This window comes from Steroidobacteraceae bacterium (genome assembly GCA_041395505.1).
Classification (GTDB): Bacteria; Pseudomonadota; Gammaproteobacteria; order Steroidobacterales; family Steroidobacteraceae; genus JAWLAG01.
The window spans coordinates 535,109-549,880 of record JAWLAG010000001.1; the positions used below are offsets into that span (position 1 = coordinate 535,109).

Genomic DNA, 14,772 nt, shown 5'->3' on the forward strand with positions numbered 1-14,772 from the left:
GCTGTTACCTCTTTATCGCGTGGACTGGAGAATGCTCTCCTTGATGTGCGCGACGATATCACCGCAGCCGTCGATCAACGGATCAACGGCCGGTAGTCCGTGACGGTCGCGCAGTACCGCGAGATAGTCAATGCGTTTCGTGCCCGGTAGCGCAGAGGTGTTTACGGATACCCCGACAACACGCGCTGCCGGATTCGTGCGGCGCGCCAGTCGTTCGTGGACCTCGATGCATTCAGCCAGCGAGGGCAGTGCGTAGTGCGGCCAGCCCGAGACGCGATCGCGCGTGGCGTCATGGCATACGACAATGGCATCGGGCTGCGAACCGTGCAGGAGCCCGAGGCTCACGCCGGAGTAGCCGGGATGAAACAGCGAGCCTTGGCCCTCGATGACGTCCCAGTGGGTTGGCGCATTGTCCGGCGACAGCACTTCGGCGGCGCCCGATACAAAGTCCGCGACCACGGCGTCAATTGGCATGCCTTCCCCCGCGATCATGATGCCGGTCTGCCCCGTCGCGCGAAAAGTCGCGGGAAGGCCCGCGTCCCGCATGGCGCGCTCGATCGCAAGTGCCGTGTACTTCTTGCCGATTGCGCAGTCGGTTCCTACCGTCAGGAGCCTGAGGCCGCTGCGCTTCCTGCCCGTGCCTACCGGCAGCGGCGAGGGCGGCACACGAACATCGATGAGCCCCACACCCGATTTGCGCGCGGTGGCCACCAGTTCCGGGCTGTCATTGAGTCTCGTATGCAGTCCAGCTACCACATCGAGGCCCGCGGCAGCCGCTTCGCGCATCGAGTGCCACCATGCCTCGGGCACTTTGCCTCCGACTGGTGCAACACCAACGACGAGGCTGCCAACGCGCTTCCGCGCGGCCTCTGCAATGGTCAGATCGGCAACGCCGAGATCGACCGCCGCCGGAGACAGCCGAAGTTGTCCCGCAACATCGGCGCCACGCCACTGCACGATGCCGAGCCCGGTCTTCGCGTAGGTCGTATCGGTCTCGTCGCCCACCAGAATGAGGTAGGGCTTGCGAAGCGTGATGCGCAGAATGTTGGTCATCATGCAGCCCAGAATTTCAGCAGCGCCGCAACAGAGACTCCGATGAAGGTGCCAATAGCATACCCCAGCATGCCAACCAGAATGCCGGGTGCGACGAGTGTTTTCCAGCCCTTGCTGGCCGCCAGTGCGGCGGCTGTGCCAGGGCCCAGTATGCAGGCATTCGATGCAATCATGACTTCGGCGAGGTCGAGGCGCAGCATGCGACCAATGCCGATCAACAACAGCAGGTGCACGATTACCATGATGATGATGTAGGCCAGAATCGGCAGCGCAGCGCCCGCGACTTCGACGAAATCCGCGCCCGCGCCGATGCAGACGAAGAACAGGTACATGAACAGCGTGCCGATCTCGAAATCGGCGCTGACGTGGCGCAGGACTGGTCTCGCGAAATTCGCAACGACAAGCGCAATCGCGGTGACGACCAGAATGTACAGTGATTCGAGGTTGAGCCAGGCGCAGAGCGCGTGGCTTGCCGCACAGATCGCAAGGCTGATCGCCAGGCCGTTGGCTGCATGCGGCAGATGAAAAGCCGTTGCCTGATGCGTCGCGTCGCCGGTCGATTCGTCGACCGACCCGTCCAGGAATTTCGAGGGCATGCTTTTGCGAACGAAACTCATCGCGGGCAGCAGCATCAGCGCGACCAGGAAGAACACCGCGCCAACGGCATCCGCCGCCAGGCTCGCAACATAAACAGATGAATCGCGAATCCCGAGTGCCTCGGCGCTGGCAACGAAATTGAGCGAGCCGCCGATGTAGCTCGACAATATCGTGCCGGCAATCTCGGCTTCCTTTGCGCCGAGGTCGACCAGATGCACACTGACCAGGGCGCCGACGGTCGTCGCGCCTGCCGCCAGTGCAAACGCGAGCAGCATCGTGCCGGACTCGCGCAGGATGCTTCGCAAATCGGCGCGCAACAAGAGGAGAGGAATGGCGGCCGGTACGACATAGACGGCTACGCCGTCGTAGAGCGCAGCCGAATGCGGCATGACATTGAGATTCGCGAGTACCATCGGCACCGCGAGCAGGAGCACCGGGCCACCGAGCCGCGCACCCCAGCGCGTCCGTTCCGCCCACATGCCGAAGGCGACGATTGCCATGACCAGGGCGCTGAGCGCCAGGGTCTGATCGCTCCCGATCAGCGGCATGCCATCACAATTGCGTCGGGCCTTCGCTCATTCGGCTCGGTCCGGAGCCGCCACCGTCAACGCCTTAGAACTTGACGCCCACCGCCAGTCCGACGGTGCGCGGCCGGATCATCGCGAGGCCGACTGCATTGTTCGGCAGGGCACCCTCCGCGTTGATCTGGCTCACGCCTTCTTCGTCGCTGAGGTTCTTGCCATAGAGCTCGATCGACCAGCTGCCGAAATCGATGCCGGCGCGCGCGTTGACGAGCGTATAGGCATCGGTCTTGCGCAGGTCGCCACCGGCAGTGCGATTGTTGAAATCCGCCGGGCGATCGCCCACATAGCCAAGATTGCCGCCGACCCAGGCATGTGCGCCACTCGCCATGGTCCAGCCGTAATTGGCGTCGAGACCGAGGCTCCACTCCGGCACATAGGACAGTGGATCACCGTCGAGTCCGCCGACGACGGGATCGGTGTCCTGTGTGAGCTTGGCGTCGGTGTATGCGCCGTTCAGCACCAGCGTGAAATTGTCCGTTGGTCGCATGGTCGCGGCGAACTCGAAGCCCTTGCTCTCGGCCGTGCCGCCGTTGGCATTCAATCCAACGCCATTCACGACGGCCAACAGCTGCACCTTTTTCCAGTCGAGCAGGTACGCTGCAAAATCGATCATGAATCGGTCATCGGCGAGGCTGGCCTTGACGCCGGCCTCGTAGCTGGTGAGTTCGTCCGAGTCATATGAGCCGGGTGTTCCGGGCGGTGCGCCTGGCGGGATCACATTCGGGCCGCCCGGCCGGTAACCGGTCGCAACGCGGGCATACAGTGAAACGTCGTCATTGACGGCAAATCGCGGCGAGATCGACCAGGTAAACGGACTCTCCGACGACTTGGCGTCGTCGAAATTGATCGTACCGCCGAGCAGCGCGCCCTCAAGGACCTGCGATGCCTTCTGGTCGTTCTGGCTCGCGCGCGCACCGAATGACAGTTCCACGCGCGGGGCCACATGCCAGGTGGCGTTCGCGAACAGCGCTTTTTCCTCGAACTTTGATGTCAGCACGGCGTTGACCAGGACCGGAATGCCGCTGGCCAGCGTATCCGTTCCCGCTTCGACGGCCTGAAGACGTTGCGGGTCGATACCCGAGTCTTCCTTTGTGTAGTACACGCCGAGCAGCCATTCAAACTGATCGTTGTCGGCGGAAACCAGGCGCAGCTCCTGCGTGAATTTGTCCGTGCTCGTGATTTGATCGAGGATCGCGCTCAGCGGACGCGTCACGGGGTCACCGAAGATCAAGGTGGTCGCGGGCGCAATGGGCAGCCCGAGCAGTGCGGTATTGGCGGCGACATCCGTCTGGAACGTGTCGGAGAACTCCGCATAGCTCGTTATCGATTCGAGCGATGCGCCACCGAAATCCCAGTCGAGCGTCGCGCTGTAGACCCGGTACTTGATATCGGCGAAGTCGCTGTTGTAGCGGGAGCGGACATTGTCATTGAGGGGCTTGAGCGTCACGGGATCCGCATCGACCACGCCGGTCGAGCCGTTGTCGATGTCCTGGGCGACGGCGGCAAGCGTGAGCGATGCGCTGTCCGTGAGTTTGAACAGTGCCGCGAGCCTTGCACCCGTGGATTTGACCGAATTGATGTTGTCCTCGACTCGAGTGCCATTCAGTACGTTGACGTTCGGATCCGTCAGGCTCGGTATCGGGTTGTTTCCGATCGAGTCGATCCAGCCGTCTGAATTGCGGTAATAGGCGCTGGCACGAAGCGCTGCCCGTTCGCTCAGGGGAATGTTGATGAGACCGGTGACTGAATAGCCGACATCGCCATGCGCGATATTCTCGATACCGACTTGTGCCCGTCCTTCGAATTTTTCAGTATTTGGCGCGTTCAAGACGTATTTCATGACGCCGCCCAGTGAGCTCGCGCCATAGAGTGTGCCCTGTGGACCGCGCAGGACCTCGAGGCGTGCAAGGTCAAAGGTGTCGAAATCGCCCGACAGGATCGCCGCATTGGCGAGACCGCTGCTCGATCCGAACGGCACGTCATCGACGTAGACACCGACCGTGCTGGCAACGCCACCCGTATTGATGCCACGCAGGGTGATGCGGTTGACGCCACGCGCGGTCGAATTGAGACTGAAACCAGGTACGAGCGATACCATGTCCTCGAAGGTCACGGCCTGTTGGCGCTCCAGGGCATCGCCCGACAGCACGGTCACCGACATGGGAATCTCGGCCAGCGTCTCGCTGCGCTTCTGCGCAGTGACGACAACTTCTTCGAGCGGCACTGCGGCGCCTTGTGCGGCGACCGCGCCGGACGCCGTTGCGAATATCAGGCTCGCGCTGATGGCTGCTGCATGCTTGCTGGTTTTGTTCGCCATGATCGTCCCACCCCTGCCAAATAAGACCGGTCCGCGAAAGCGGCGTCTGCATGGCCAATACTAATTCGCCGCCCGGCGCGGCCATTAGTCAGATACGGCCATTTACTATGCAGATTCGGTGGCTAAGTTCAGGGCAGCATCGCCGCCGCAGTCGCGTCAGGAGCCACGCGCACGCCGCCATTCGCGAGGCGTGGCGCCGGTCTGGCGCCGAAACGCCCGCGAGAATGCAGAGTGGTCTTCATATCCGACGATGCTCCCGATCTCCGAAATCGACAAGCGACCCTCGCGCAGCAACAACCGGGCTGCCTCGACGCGCCGGTCGATGCAATACTGCATGACGCTGCTACCGTACATGGAGCGAAACCCGCTCTTCAACCGCGTCTCGGAAATTCCAAGCTGCTGCGCGAGATCCGGCAGCAGCGGTGGATTGGCATAGTCGACGCTCAGTATCGCCCGCGCCCTGCGGATCTTGTCGCCGCAGGGTAGATCGAGATCGAGCGCGTCGTGATCGGGCAGGTTCTGGCTGTTCTTGAGGATCTGCAGGCCAATGCAAAGCAGTTCGTCGTACTTGGCGGACATCCAGTGACCGAGCAGGCTTCCCGAGACCGGCAGGTGAAAGCACGACCAGATGGCATCGCGGTGCACGTCCTCAAGGAAATACACCTTTTGCCGCGGGCTTTTCTGCTTGCCGGCCAGGGTATCGCGCAGCCAGCGGGGGTAGTGTCCGCGCTGCTCACCCGTGCGTTCGAGCAGCGTCGAGAGCGTGGCGTGCACGACGACATGCTGGATCGGCACTTCGCGCTTGGGCACGCGGTAGGTGGTCTCCGCCTGCGGCACCGTGCTGACTATGAAGGCAGGTCCGAAATCGTGTTCGTTCCTGCGCCGGCCGAGATACTCCGATCGCTTTACAGTGGACACGAACTGAAAGCTGATCAGGTCCGCAACTTCATTTCGCAGCACGTAGTTCTCGTGAAGGAACGCGTCATTGATCTCGATCATGCTGTCGGCGTCGATGCGATAGCAGAGCAGTCCCTCGATTCCCGATCCGGTGAGGTCGTGAATGAAGTTGTGATCCGGCGTCGACTCAAAGCGGGTGAGGCGCCTGGCATGACCGAACAGTTCATCGACTCGCGCGCGGGCGACCTGGTCCAGGGCGAACCCTTCCGGTACCTCGACCACGAACTCGTCACCGTATTTCAAGCCGGGTTACCTCGGCGCATGAATTGACCTGCCGATTGTGCACATTATGTTGGCGCTTCTGCCTAACCCGCAATCGTTTCCGGGGGCTATGATCCGATTTCGGCCCTTCAGGCCATTTGGGGGTAAGCGATGATCCTTCGAGATTTCCGGCTCGCACTCGCGGTGAGCGTTCTGGTGTCGTTTCCGGGTCTGTCCGCCGCAGCGGCCGATCTGACCAACACTGCTGCGCTCGAGAGCTTCGTCGATGGCGTCGTCGAGCCGACCATGTCGGCCAACAAGAGCCCTTCGGGCGTCGTCGTCATTGCCAAGGACGGCCAGGTGATACTCGCCAAGGGCTACGGGTACAAGGACGTCGCAACGGCCGAACCCGTCGATCCGCAAACCACTCTTTTCCGACCGGGATCGGTCTCCAAGCTCTTCACCTGGATGGCGGTGATGCAGCTCGTCGATCAGGGCAAACTCGACCTCGATGCCGACGTCAACGGCTACCTGAAGAAGGTCAGGATCAAGGAAGCATTCGGCAAGCCGGTGACATTGCGCCACATCATGACGCACACGGCCGGGTTCGAAGACGGAGCGCTTGGTTATCTGATCGTTGACGATCCCGGGCGCATCATGCCGCTCGCAGATTCGATGGAACGCTATCAGCCAAAGCGGGTGAATGCGCCGGGAACCCATACCGCCTATTCAAACTATGCGACCTCGATCGCGGGGCTGATCGTTGCCGATATATCCGGCTTGTCGTTCAACGAATACATCAAGACCCAAATTCTCCAGCCCCTTGGCATGCAGCACGCCACGTTCGATGAGCCGCTGCCCGCAACGCTCGCCGCCGACATGGCCAAGAGCTATACCGTGGAAACAGGTGGGTTCGTCGAGAAGCCGTTCGAAATCGTTTCCAACTTCGGGCCGGCGGGCGCACTGTCGGCCAGCGGAACCGACATGGTGCGGTTCGCCCAGGCCGTATTGAATGGTGGCGAGCTCGATGGCAACAGGATCATTGGTGAAGCCACCCTCGCGACGATGTTGACCCGGGCCTTTTCCCACGACCCTCGACTCATGGGCATGGCGCTTGGTTTCTATGAGGAAGAGCACAACGGCACCCGATTGGTTGGCCATGGCGGCGACACACAGTGGTTTCACTCTTACCTCGGCATTGACCAGACACACAACCTGGCGTTCTTCGTCAGTTTCGGCGCGCCTGGCGGCAGTGCTGTCCGATCTGCGTTCACGCCGGCGCTCTACAACGAGTATTTCCCTGCTGCCGTTACGCGGCCGGTTCCGCCAAAGGATTTCGCCAAGACCGCGCAACGTTACGCGGGCAACTATGGCTTCTGGCGAAACAATTTCTCCAGTATCGAGAAACTCCTGGGACTAGGCAGCGTCATGCAGGTCGCACCGACCAAGGACGATACGTTGGTGCTCGCCTTCGCCGGCAACGCCAAGCAATATGTGCAGGTTGACAAGAATCTGTTCGTCGAACTCGATCCGAATATTTCGCTGGTCGCGGGCATCAGTCCGCAGCGGCTGGCGTTCCAGGAGGATGCCTCCGGTACGATCACCGGATTCGTGCTCGATGGCCTGCCGTTCATGTCGTTGCGCAAGCTTCCGCTCGCGGCCACGCCGAATTTCAACTTCAGCCTGCTGGGCGCATCGCTGCTTGTTTTCGTTCTGGTGCTGTTGCGGCGCTTTTTCCAGCGCAAGGCCATCAAGGCGCAGGTCCCCAACGACCGGGCTGCGACCAGCGCTGCAGTCTGGGCAGCCGCAGCAAATCTGCTGGTTGTCGTGGCAGGGCTGGTCGTGGTCCTTATCGTCAAGGACAAACTCTTTACGGGCATTCCTTTCCTGTTCAAAGCCTGGTTGGTGTTGCCTGTCCTGGCCACGATTGCCGGCATTTACCTGCTTTATCGAACGGTGCTCGTATGGCGCAATGCTCGCCTGGGCGGCTTCTGGGCGCGTGTGCGCTACAGCGTGATCGCGCTGTGTGCGCTTTTCATGTGCTGGTTCTACTGGTACTGGAATGTCCTCGGCTTTCAGTACAAGACCTGAGTTAACACGGCAAATGCTGCGGTGTAGAGATACAGGGCGACGGGTCCCAGGATGACCCAGCGCAAGCTGCTCGCCCGAACGGAACGTTGGGCGTTCAAGGAACCGTTCGTCATCACGGGCCATACCTTCACCGAGTCGGATCTCCTCTACGTTGAATTGACAGACGCTGGCGCGATCGGTCGGGGCGAAGCAGCGGGGGCCTACTACCGCGACGAAAGCGGCGCGAGCATGCTGGCGGAGCTGGAAACGGTGCGCGACGCCATCGAGGCAGGTGCCGATCGGTCTGCACTGCAGAACCTGTTGCCGCCCGGCGGCGCGCGCAATGCGCTCGATTGTGCGCTTTGGGATCTCGAAGCCAAGCAAAGCGGTCGCAGCATCTGGGACCTGACCGGGATCGAACCCAGGCCGACGCACACGGTGCTCACCATCGGAATTGCCACGCCTGACGAAATGGGCGCCGTTGCAAGAACGCTGGACACGGCTCGTATCAAGGTCAAGCTCAACGGCGAACTCGCACTCGAGCGATTGCGAGCCGTGCGCGAGGCGCGCCCCGATGCGGAGCTTGTCGTCGACGTGAACCAAGGTTGGACATTGGATCAACTCAGGACGTTTTCGCCACGGTTTGCCGACCTGGGTGTTGCCATGATCGAGCAGCCGTTGCCACGGGGTGGAGACTCCGGCCTCGAGGGGTATCGCCCGCCGGTGCCCGTTTGCGCCGACGAGTCCTGTCTGGACCTGACCGAGTTCGAGCAGGCCGCGCGCCGTTACCAGGTGATCAACATCAAGCTCGACAAGTGCGGCGGATTGACCGAAGCGTTGCAGATCGCGCGGCGTGCGCGAGAACGTGGCATCGACGTCATGGTCGGCAACATGATGGGCACATCGCTCGCGATAGCGCCCGGTTTCGTTGTGGCGCAGCTCGCGAGATTCGTCGATCTCGACGGGCCGCTGTTTCTCACCGCTGATCGAAAATGCCCGATGAGTATCCGTCACGGCGAAGTGACCGGGCCATCGAGCAGCCTATGGGGCTGACCATCATCGCAGGTCGAGCGAGCGCCGCGCGCAACTGCATATGAGCGCGTCCGCTTTTACCCGGCTCTGGCTTCCGGGGTTCCTGCTTCAGTCCGTCATCGTCGGTGGTGGCTATGCGACTGGTCGCGAACTGGTCGAATTCTTCCTGAGCGCCGGCCCGCTGGGCGGTCTCCTCGGCATGGTGGTTGCTGCCGGTTTGCTGAGTCTCCTGAGCGCGCTCGCGTTCGAATATGCCCGAATGACCGGCAGCCAGAACTACCGGCGGTTCTTCGTCAATCTACTCGGCCGCGGCTGGTGGCTCTACGAGATTGCATATCTCGTCCTTATGCTCCTGGTACTCGCCGTGATTGCGGCCGCAACCAGCGAAATAGCGGCTGGGCAGTGGCATCTGCCGCCGGTTCTCGGCACGGCGCTGCTACTGGTGCCGGTGGCGCTGCTGGTATTTCGCGGCAGTGCTGTCATCGAAAAGGTTCTCGCGGCCTGGTCCTTCGTGCTGTATGCCGTCTACGCAATCCTGGTGCTTGCCTATTTGTGGAAATCTGGCGGGCGCGTGGTCGAGCCCTTTGAGCACTGGCCGGGAGATGGAGCGTGGCTGATCAAAGGCATCAGCTACTTTGGCTACAACCTGGCGGTGATCCCGCTCGTACTGTTCTGCGTGTCGCACATGCAGTCGCGCCGCGATGCGTTTGTCGCAGGCGCGCTCGCGGGGCCCCTGGTCATGATACCCGCGCTCATGTTCTACATGGCCATGGTGGCGTCCTATCCCGAGATACTCCAGTCACCGGTGCCTGCGGATTTTCTCATGCAACGACTCGATATCGGCTGGCTGAGCTTTGCGTTCTACGTTGTCGTATTCGGCACGTTCATCGAGACCGGTACCGCAATGATCCATGCGCTGAACGACCGGGTAGCCGCTACTATCGCGGACCGTGGCTGGACCATGCCGGGGTGGCTGCGCCCGACGATTGCGATCGGCGCGATGCTGCTCGCATCGTTCCTGGCCCTCCGCTACGGGATCATCGCGTTGATCGCCCGGGGCTACGGCGCGCTGACCTGGGCATTCATTCTGATATTCGCGCTTCCGCTCGCGACGCGAGGCGTGTGGCAAATGAGACGGTCTTCGGTGGAGCAACAACCATGAATCGCAGCAAAAGCATGTCGCTGATCGCCTGGCTCGCCATTTCGGCAATCAGCCCGGGAGTCATGGCGGCCACGCCGCCACCAGTTGCCGATATCGGCGCGGTCGTCGAACGCGCGATGAAGGCCTTCAATGTGCCTGGCATGACCGTTGCGGTGGTTGCCGACGGGAAAGTGCTCTATTCGGCAGGGCAGGGCGCCGTGGAAAACGGCAAACCCGCGGCGGTGGATGATCGCACGCTGTTTCAGATTGGCTCAGTGTCGAAAGCGTTCACCGCCGCCGCGATGGCGCTTCTGGTCGATGAGGGCAGGCTCGACTGGGATCATCCAGTCATCGATTACCTGCCGGAATTTCGCATGGCGGATCCCTGGGTCACCCGCGAGTTCACCGTGCGCGATCTTTTGACACACCGCAGCGGTTTGCCACTCGGTGCCGGCGACCTGCTGATGTTCCCGGATGGCAACGCAGCCCCGGCCGATATCGTGGGGGCGCTACGCTACCTCAAGCCGGCCAGCAGCTTCCGATCCGAATTCGCCTACGACAACCTGCTCTACATCGTGGCTGGCGAAGTGATCGCGCGTGTCGCTGCGATGCCGTTCATGCAGTTCCTCGAGCAACGTCTCCTGCAGCCACTCGGTATGGGCGACTGCGTCGCCTATGTAGAGCGTGCAGCTTCCGACGCCAGTGTCGCGACCGCACACGTGGTCGTTGATGGCAATCTTCAAACCACGGGCACCAAGGTTTCTGAACTGGTCGCAGCGGCCGGCGGCATTACCTGCAGCGCGCGCAGCATGGCCCGCTGGATGCAGTTCATGCTGGGCGAAGGCGTCACGGTTGACGGCAGGCGGTTGATCAGCGCCGGGCAATTCGCGCAACTCGTCCAGCCCGTGACTTTGCTTCCCGTTCCATCCTATCTGGCAGCGAATGCTGGCACATCCCTCAACGCCTACGCGCTTGGCTGGAATGTCTCGACGTTCTACGGCGAGCGCATGCTTTCGCACAGCGGTGGCGTCTGGGGCATGACCACTCACCTGGCGATTCTTCCCAGGCAGAAGCTGGCAGTCTTTGCGAGTGGCAACCAGATGACCGTTGCACCGCGCGCGGTCGTGCACGCCATTGTCGATCAGTTCATGGGCGAGCAATCGATCACCGGTCACGTTGACTGGGTCGGCGTTTTCGAGGAGGAAGTTCGCAAGCGCGGCGCCGGTGCGGATGACGTCGTTGCCAAGGCTTATGCGGCGCGCAATGCGCGCAGCCGGCCGAGCCGTGCGCTCGCGGCCTACGCAGGCACGTATCGCGATCCATGGTATGGCACGATACGCATCGAATTGCAGGACGGCAGACTCTGGTTTCGTTCCCAGCGCAATCCGCCGTTGGCTGGTCCGCTGGAGCATTTCCAGTACGACACCTTCGTGGCGCGATGGAGCGATCGACGTCTCAATGCCGACGCCTATGTGACGTTCAATCTCGCTCCGGACGGTAGCGTCGAGCGCATCCGCATGAAGGCGGTCTCACCGGCGACGGACTTTTCCTACGATTTCCACGACCTGGATCTGGTCAAGGAGCCGGAGGTCGCGCAGGAGTGATCCGCGCAGTCTGACCGTTTCATTGGCCCGCATGATCCGGCACAGTCGCCTCGGAGGGCGGTCGTTCGGCGCTCAGCTTCTTTGCGGCCTGCTCGGCGGATTCGAGTACGCGAAGCACGTTGAGCCCCGCAAGCTTGGCAACGTCCATATCCGTCCAGCCCCGGCGCAGCAGCTCGGCCAGCAAGGCGGGGTAGCGATCGACGCCTTCGAGCCCCTTGGGTCCACCAGGAATGCCATCGAAATCCGATCCGATGCCGATATGGTCAATTCCCGCGACCCGGCGCAAGTACTCGATGTGGTCCGCAACTTCCTCGAGTGTCACGACGGGAGGCGGATTGGCCGCGTCCCAACCGGCCAGGGCCGCCTGCGCGCGCTCGGGCTGGCCCAGGTAGAGTCCGGTGAATGGCGGCGCACTGTAACGCGTCTGTTCAGCGGCCCGATCGGCATCCCAGCGCATGGCCGCGGCCGATACATAGCCCGGATAGAAATTGACCATGACCACGCCGCCATTGCGTGCAACCAGCGCAAGCACATCGTCCGACACATTGCGCGGGTGATCAACTATGCCACGTGCGGAGGAGTGCGAGAAAATCACCGGCGCAGTGCTGACGGCAAGCGCATCGCGCATCGTGGCTTCGGAGACATGACTGAGATCGACCAGCATGCCGAGGCGATTCATCTCCTTCACGACTTCCTTGCCAAACGGCGTCAGCCCGCCGTGATTGGGTTGGTCGGTCGCGGAATCCGCCCAGTCGTTGTTGCGTGAGTGTGTGAGCGTCATGTAGCGCGCACCGAGTGCGTACATCTGCCGAAGTGTCGCGAGCGAGTTGTCGATCTGATGACCACCCTCGATACCTATCAGAGACGCGATCCGCTTGCCGCGATGAATGCTGCGCACGTCGGCCGCCGTCAGTGCCAGTGCCAGGTCGTCCGGATAAGCGGCCACCAGACGCTTCACCAGGTCGATCTGCTCGAGCGTGACCTGCACCGCTTCGGCGCCCTTGAGTTCGCTCGGTACCCAGACCGACCAGAACTGCCCACCGACGCCACCGGCACGCAGGCGCGGCATGTCTGTCATCAACGGCGCCATGTCCTTGGGCGCGGGCCGACCTGCCCAGTTCTCGTGCAGATCAATGGCCGCCAGCTTGCCGCCATTGCGCTCGCGCAACGCCCAGGGCAGATCGTTGTGACCGTCGATGAGCGGCGTGCGAGCAAGAATTCGCGCCACGCGGCTTGTGTAGTCATCATCCCGGGCGGCGGCCGCTACAGCGGGCAGGCCCAGCACGAGCGTCGTGAACGCGATTGCGGCGCAACGGGCCGCAGGCCTGAGCAGATCCTTGGATCCCTGGTTCAAGTTGCTACTCCTTCGCGTGTCGGGCAGCAATTCTAGCCCGCGTCAGGTGCCGTTGCGAAGTGCGCGAAACGCTACTACACACGGACGCTGCGGTTCGCCCAGCGGACAGCTGGCACAAGCGAGAGGCCTGTGACGCCCTGTGCGGCAATATGCGCATTGCACAATGGGTAACTGCAGGAGATGACCTTGATCCTACTTACTGGGGCGACCGGCAAGACGGCCGGCGCGGCCGCGAAGATTCTGGCGGCTCAAAAGAAGTCGGTTCGCGCACTGGTGCGCAACGAGAGCAAGGCGACGGCGCTACGAGATGCGGGCATAGAAGTTGTGACAGGCGACCTCGAGGACGCCGCGGCCGTGCGCCGCGCACTCGATGGCATCGAGCACGCGCTGCTGGTCGTACCCAATCGCGAAGGTCAGCTCGCCCTGGAACAGGGTTTTGTCACTGCAGCAGCAGGGGCAGGAGTGCGCCACATCGTAAAACTGTCATCGATGGAAGCTGGCGCCGATGCGCGCGCGGAGATTCCGCGGCTACACCATGCAAGCGAAGAACATATCCGCAGGTCAGGACTCGCCTGGACCATGTTGCGGCCCAACTTCTTCATGCAGAACCTGCTCGGATCGGCGGGCACGATCCGTGACCAAGGCAAGATCTTTCTGCCACTCGGGAACGGTCGGGTCGGCATGAGCGACGCGCGTGATGTTGGCGCCGTCGCTGCGCATGTGTTGACCAGCCCGGGCCACGAGAATCGCAGTTACGACCTCACCGGTCCCGAGGTCCTTTCCTTTTACGACGTGGCTGAACGGTTCACGCAGGCCCTCGGGAAACCCATCGAGTACGTGAACGTGCCGCTCGAGGGGTACAGGGAAGTACTTCGCAAACACATTCCGAGCCAATGGCATGCCGACGCCGTGTGCGAGCTGTTCGCCGAGATCGCGCGTGACGGCGAGGGCAGCCTTTCGGCAACGACGTCGGCATTTCGCGATTTGATGGGGCGCGAGCCTACGTCGCTGAAATCGTGGATCGAGGCGCATCGCGCAGCATTTGGCGGCTGATCCTGCCACCCGTCGAACGACTCCGCCACCGCCACCGAACAAGGACGGGTATCAGCGTCCGCGCTTTGTCGCAGCGGCGATTATTCGTGTGAGTGTCGAGACATTCGCAAGCGGCAAGATTTTGCCCTGCATGCGCGCGGCGGCGGCTGGCCATATCAAGGCGTCCAGCAAGCGGGCTGTTTGCAAGTCGGGGCCTCGCCACTGCTGCGGGCCCGCGAGTAGACCGGCAAGGGCACGGAGATAGTGTTCGCGTACGGCCTGCAATTGCTCTGGCGGGCCGATTTCACCCGGGAAATAGCTGGACATTCGTACCCAGAATTTGACGACGTCCGGATGCACCTCCGCGAAGCCCAGCATGCGAACGACCAGTGCCCGGCATCGGTCATCGAGCGTCTTGGCGCCCTTTGAAGGCACAGCCAGCTCGGCCAGCAGGCGATCCTGGACCTCGCGCCACAACGCCAGGAGATAGTCATCCTTGCTGCGAAATTGCAGATAGAAGACACCTTTGGCGACGTCTGCTCCTTCTGTGATGTCGAGGACAGACACCAGGGCAATCGGCTGCCTCTCAAATGCCCTGAGACCAGAATTGAACAGCGCCTGACGTACCGCGTGCGCTTTTCGTGCGCGGCGGCCCCCGAAATTTTTTGCGATCGGGCTGTCGGTCATAACGCAGTGAATTATCACAGATTTTCCGCTTGATCGCCGATCTACGCTATCGGTCGGATCTCCATTGCTTTGACCATTAATGACCAATCCGTCATAATTAACCTTTCTTGTCATCTTTCCGCTGGATCAACACCAGCTGCGCG

General features: G+C 61.9%; 11 protein-coding genes. 5 read left to right on the forward strand and 6 right to left on the reverse strand.

The window, feature by feature from the left end:
- Positions 1–12: 12 nt before the first annotated feature.
- The 4 genes from R3E77_02485 to R3E77_02500 all read right to left on the reverse strand — a co-directional run bounded on the left by R3E77_02485 (position 13) and on the right by R3E77_02500 (position 5,751).
- Positions 13–1,056: a DUF1611 domain-containing protein gene (locus tag R3E77_02485; GenBank protein MEZ5498277.1), complete on the reverse strand. Its 1,044-nt coding sequence runs from the start codon at positions 1,054–1,056 to the stop codon at positions 13–15.
- Entirely contained in the window at positions 1,053–2,198 is a 1,146-nt protein-coding gene (locus R3E77_02490; GenBank protein MEZ5498278.1) for a DUF819 family protein, read from the reverse strand. Before R3E77_02490 ends, R3E77_02485 begins: the two co-directional genes overlap by 4 nt.
- A 64-nt stretch (positions 2,199–2,262) precedes the next feature.
- On the reverse strand, positions 2,263–4,551 hold the full coding sequence (locus tag R3E77_02495) for a TonB-dependent receptor (protein MEZ5498279.1): 2,289 nt from the start codon (positions 4,549–4,551) through the stop codon (positions 2,263–2,265).
- A gap of 156 nt (positions 4,552–4,707) precedes the next feature.
- The gene (locus R3E77_02500) at positions 4,708–5,751 is read right to left on the reverse strand and encodes an AraC family transcriptional regulator (protein MEZ5498280.1); all 1,044 of its coding nucleotides are present in this window, start codon (positions 5,749–5,751) and stop codon (positions 4,708–4,710) included.
- A gap of 129 nt (positions 5,752–5,880) precedes the next feature.
- On the opposite strand from R3E77_02500, the gene R3E77_02505 reads away from it, so the two are divergent.
- Genes R3E77_02505 through R3E77_02520 form a run of 4 tightly spaced genes read left to right on the forward strand, consistent with a single transcriptional unit; the run spans position 5,881 to position 11,556 of the window.
- The gene (locus R3E77_02505; GenBank protein MEZ5498281.1) at positions 5,881–7,800 is read left to right on the forward strand and encodes a serine hydrolase domain-containing protein; all 1,920 of its coding nucleotides are present in this window, start codon (positions 5,881–5,883) and stop codon (positions 7,798–7,800) included.
- 51 nt (positions 7,801–7,851) lie between these two features.
- A complete protein-coding gene (dgcA, locus tag R3E77_02510) occupies positions 7,852–8,832 on the forward strand; it encodes an N-acetyl-D-Glu racemase DgcA (GenBank protein MEZ5498282.1) in 981 nt (326 codons plus the stop codon).
- A 40-nt stretch (positions 8,833–8,872) separates the two neighbouring features.
- A complete protein-coding gene (locus tag R3E77_02515) occupies positions 8,873–9,973 on the forward strand; it encodes a hypothetical protein (GenBank protein MEZ5498283.1) in 1,101 nt (366 codons plus the stop codon).
- Positions 9,970–11,556, forward strand: a complete 1,587-nt coding sequence (locus tag R3E77_02520) for a serine hydrolase (protein MEZ5498284.1) — start codon at positions 9,970–9,972, stop codon at positions 11,554–11,556. The genes R3E77_02515 and R3E77_02520 overlap by 4 nt, the downstream gene beginning before the upstream one ends.
- A 19-nt stretch (positions 11,557–11,575) precedes the next feature.
- Here the strand turns inward: R3E77_02520 and R3E77_02525 are convergent, their stop codons facing one another.
- Positions 11,576–12,910: a dipeptidase gene (locus R3E77_02525; protein ID MEZ5498285.1), complete on the reverse strand. Its 1,335-nt coding sequence runs from the start codon at positions 12,908–12,910 to the stop codon at positions 11,576–11,578.
- 186 nt (positions 12,911–13,096) lie between these two features.
- Between R3E77_02525 and R3E77_02530 the strand changes: the two genes are divergently transcribed.
- The gene (locus R3E77_02530; protein ID MEZ5498286.1) at positions 13,097–13,963 is read left to right on the forward strand and encodes an SDR family oxidoreductase; all 867 of its coding nucleotides are present in this window, start codon (positions 13,097–13,099) and stop codon (positions 13,961–13,963) included.
- 51 nt (positions 13,964–14,014) lie between these two features.
- On the opposite strand, the gene R3E77_02535 is transcribed toward R3E77_02530, so the two are convergent.
- The gene (locus R3E77_02535; GenBank protein ID MEZ5498287.1) at positions 14,015–14,743 is read right to left on the reverse strand and encodes a TetR/AcrR family transcriptional regulator; all 729 of its coding nucleotides are present in this window, start codon (positions 14,741–14,743) and stop codon (positions 14,015–14,017) included.
- Between the last annotated feature and the right edge of the window lie 29 nt (positions 14,744–14,772).

What these genes read in the sequence shown, in the direction of transcription:
- R3E77_02485 (MEZ5498277.1), bottom strand. Translation starts at nt 1,056, where the DNA reads ATGATGACCAACATTCTGCGCATCACGCTTCGCAAGCCCTACCTCATT.
- R3E77_02490 (MEZ5498278.1), bottom strand. Translation starts at nt 2,198, where the DNA reads ATGCCGCTGATCGGGAGCGATCAGACCCTGGCGCTCAGCGCCCTGGTC.
- R3E77_02495 (MEZ5498279.1), bottom strand. Translation starts at nt 4,551, where the DNA reads ATGGCGAACAAAACCAGCAAGCATGCAGCAGCCATCAGCGCGAGCCTG.
- R3E77_02505 (MEZ5498281.1), top strand. Translation starts at nt 5,881, where the DNA reads ATGATCCTTCGAGATTTCCGGCTCGCACTCGCGGTGAGCGTTCTGGTG.
- dgcA (MEZ5498282.1), top strand. Translation starts at nt 7,852, where the DNA reads ATGACCCAGCGCAAGCTGCTCGCCCGAACGGAACGTTGGGCGTTCAAG.
- R3E77_02515 (MEZ5498283.1), top strand. Translation starts at nt 8,873, where the DNA reads ATGAGCGCGTCCGCTTTTACCCGGCTCTGGCTTCCGGGGTTCCTGCTT.
- R3E77_02520 (MEZ5498284.1), top strand. Translation starts at nt 9,970, where the DNA reads ATGAATCGCAGCAAAAGCATGTCGCTGATCGCCTGGCTCGCCATTTCG.
- R3E77_02535 (MEZ5498287.1), bottom strand. Translation starts at nt 14,743, where the DNA reads ATGACAAGAAAGGTTAATTATGACGGATTGGTCATTAATGGTCAAAGC.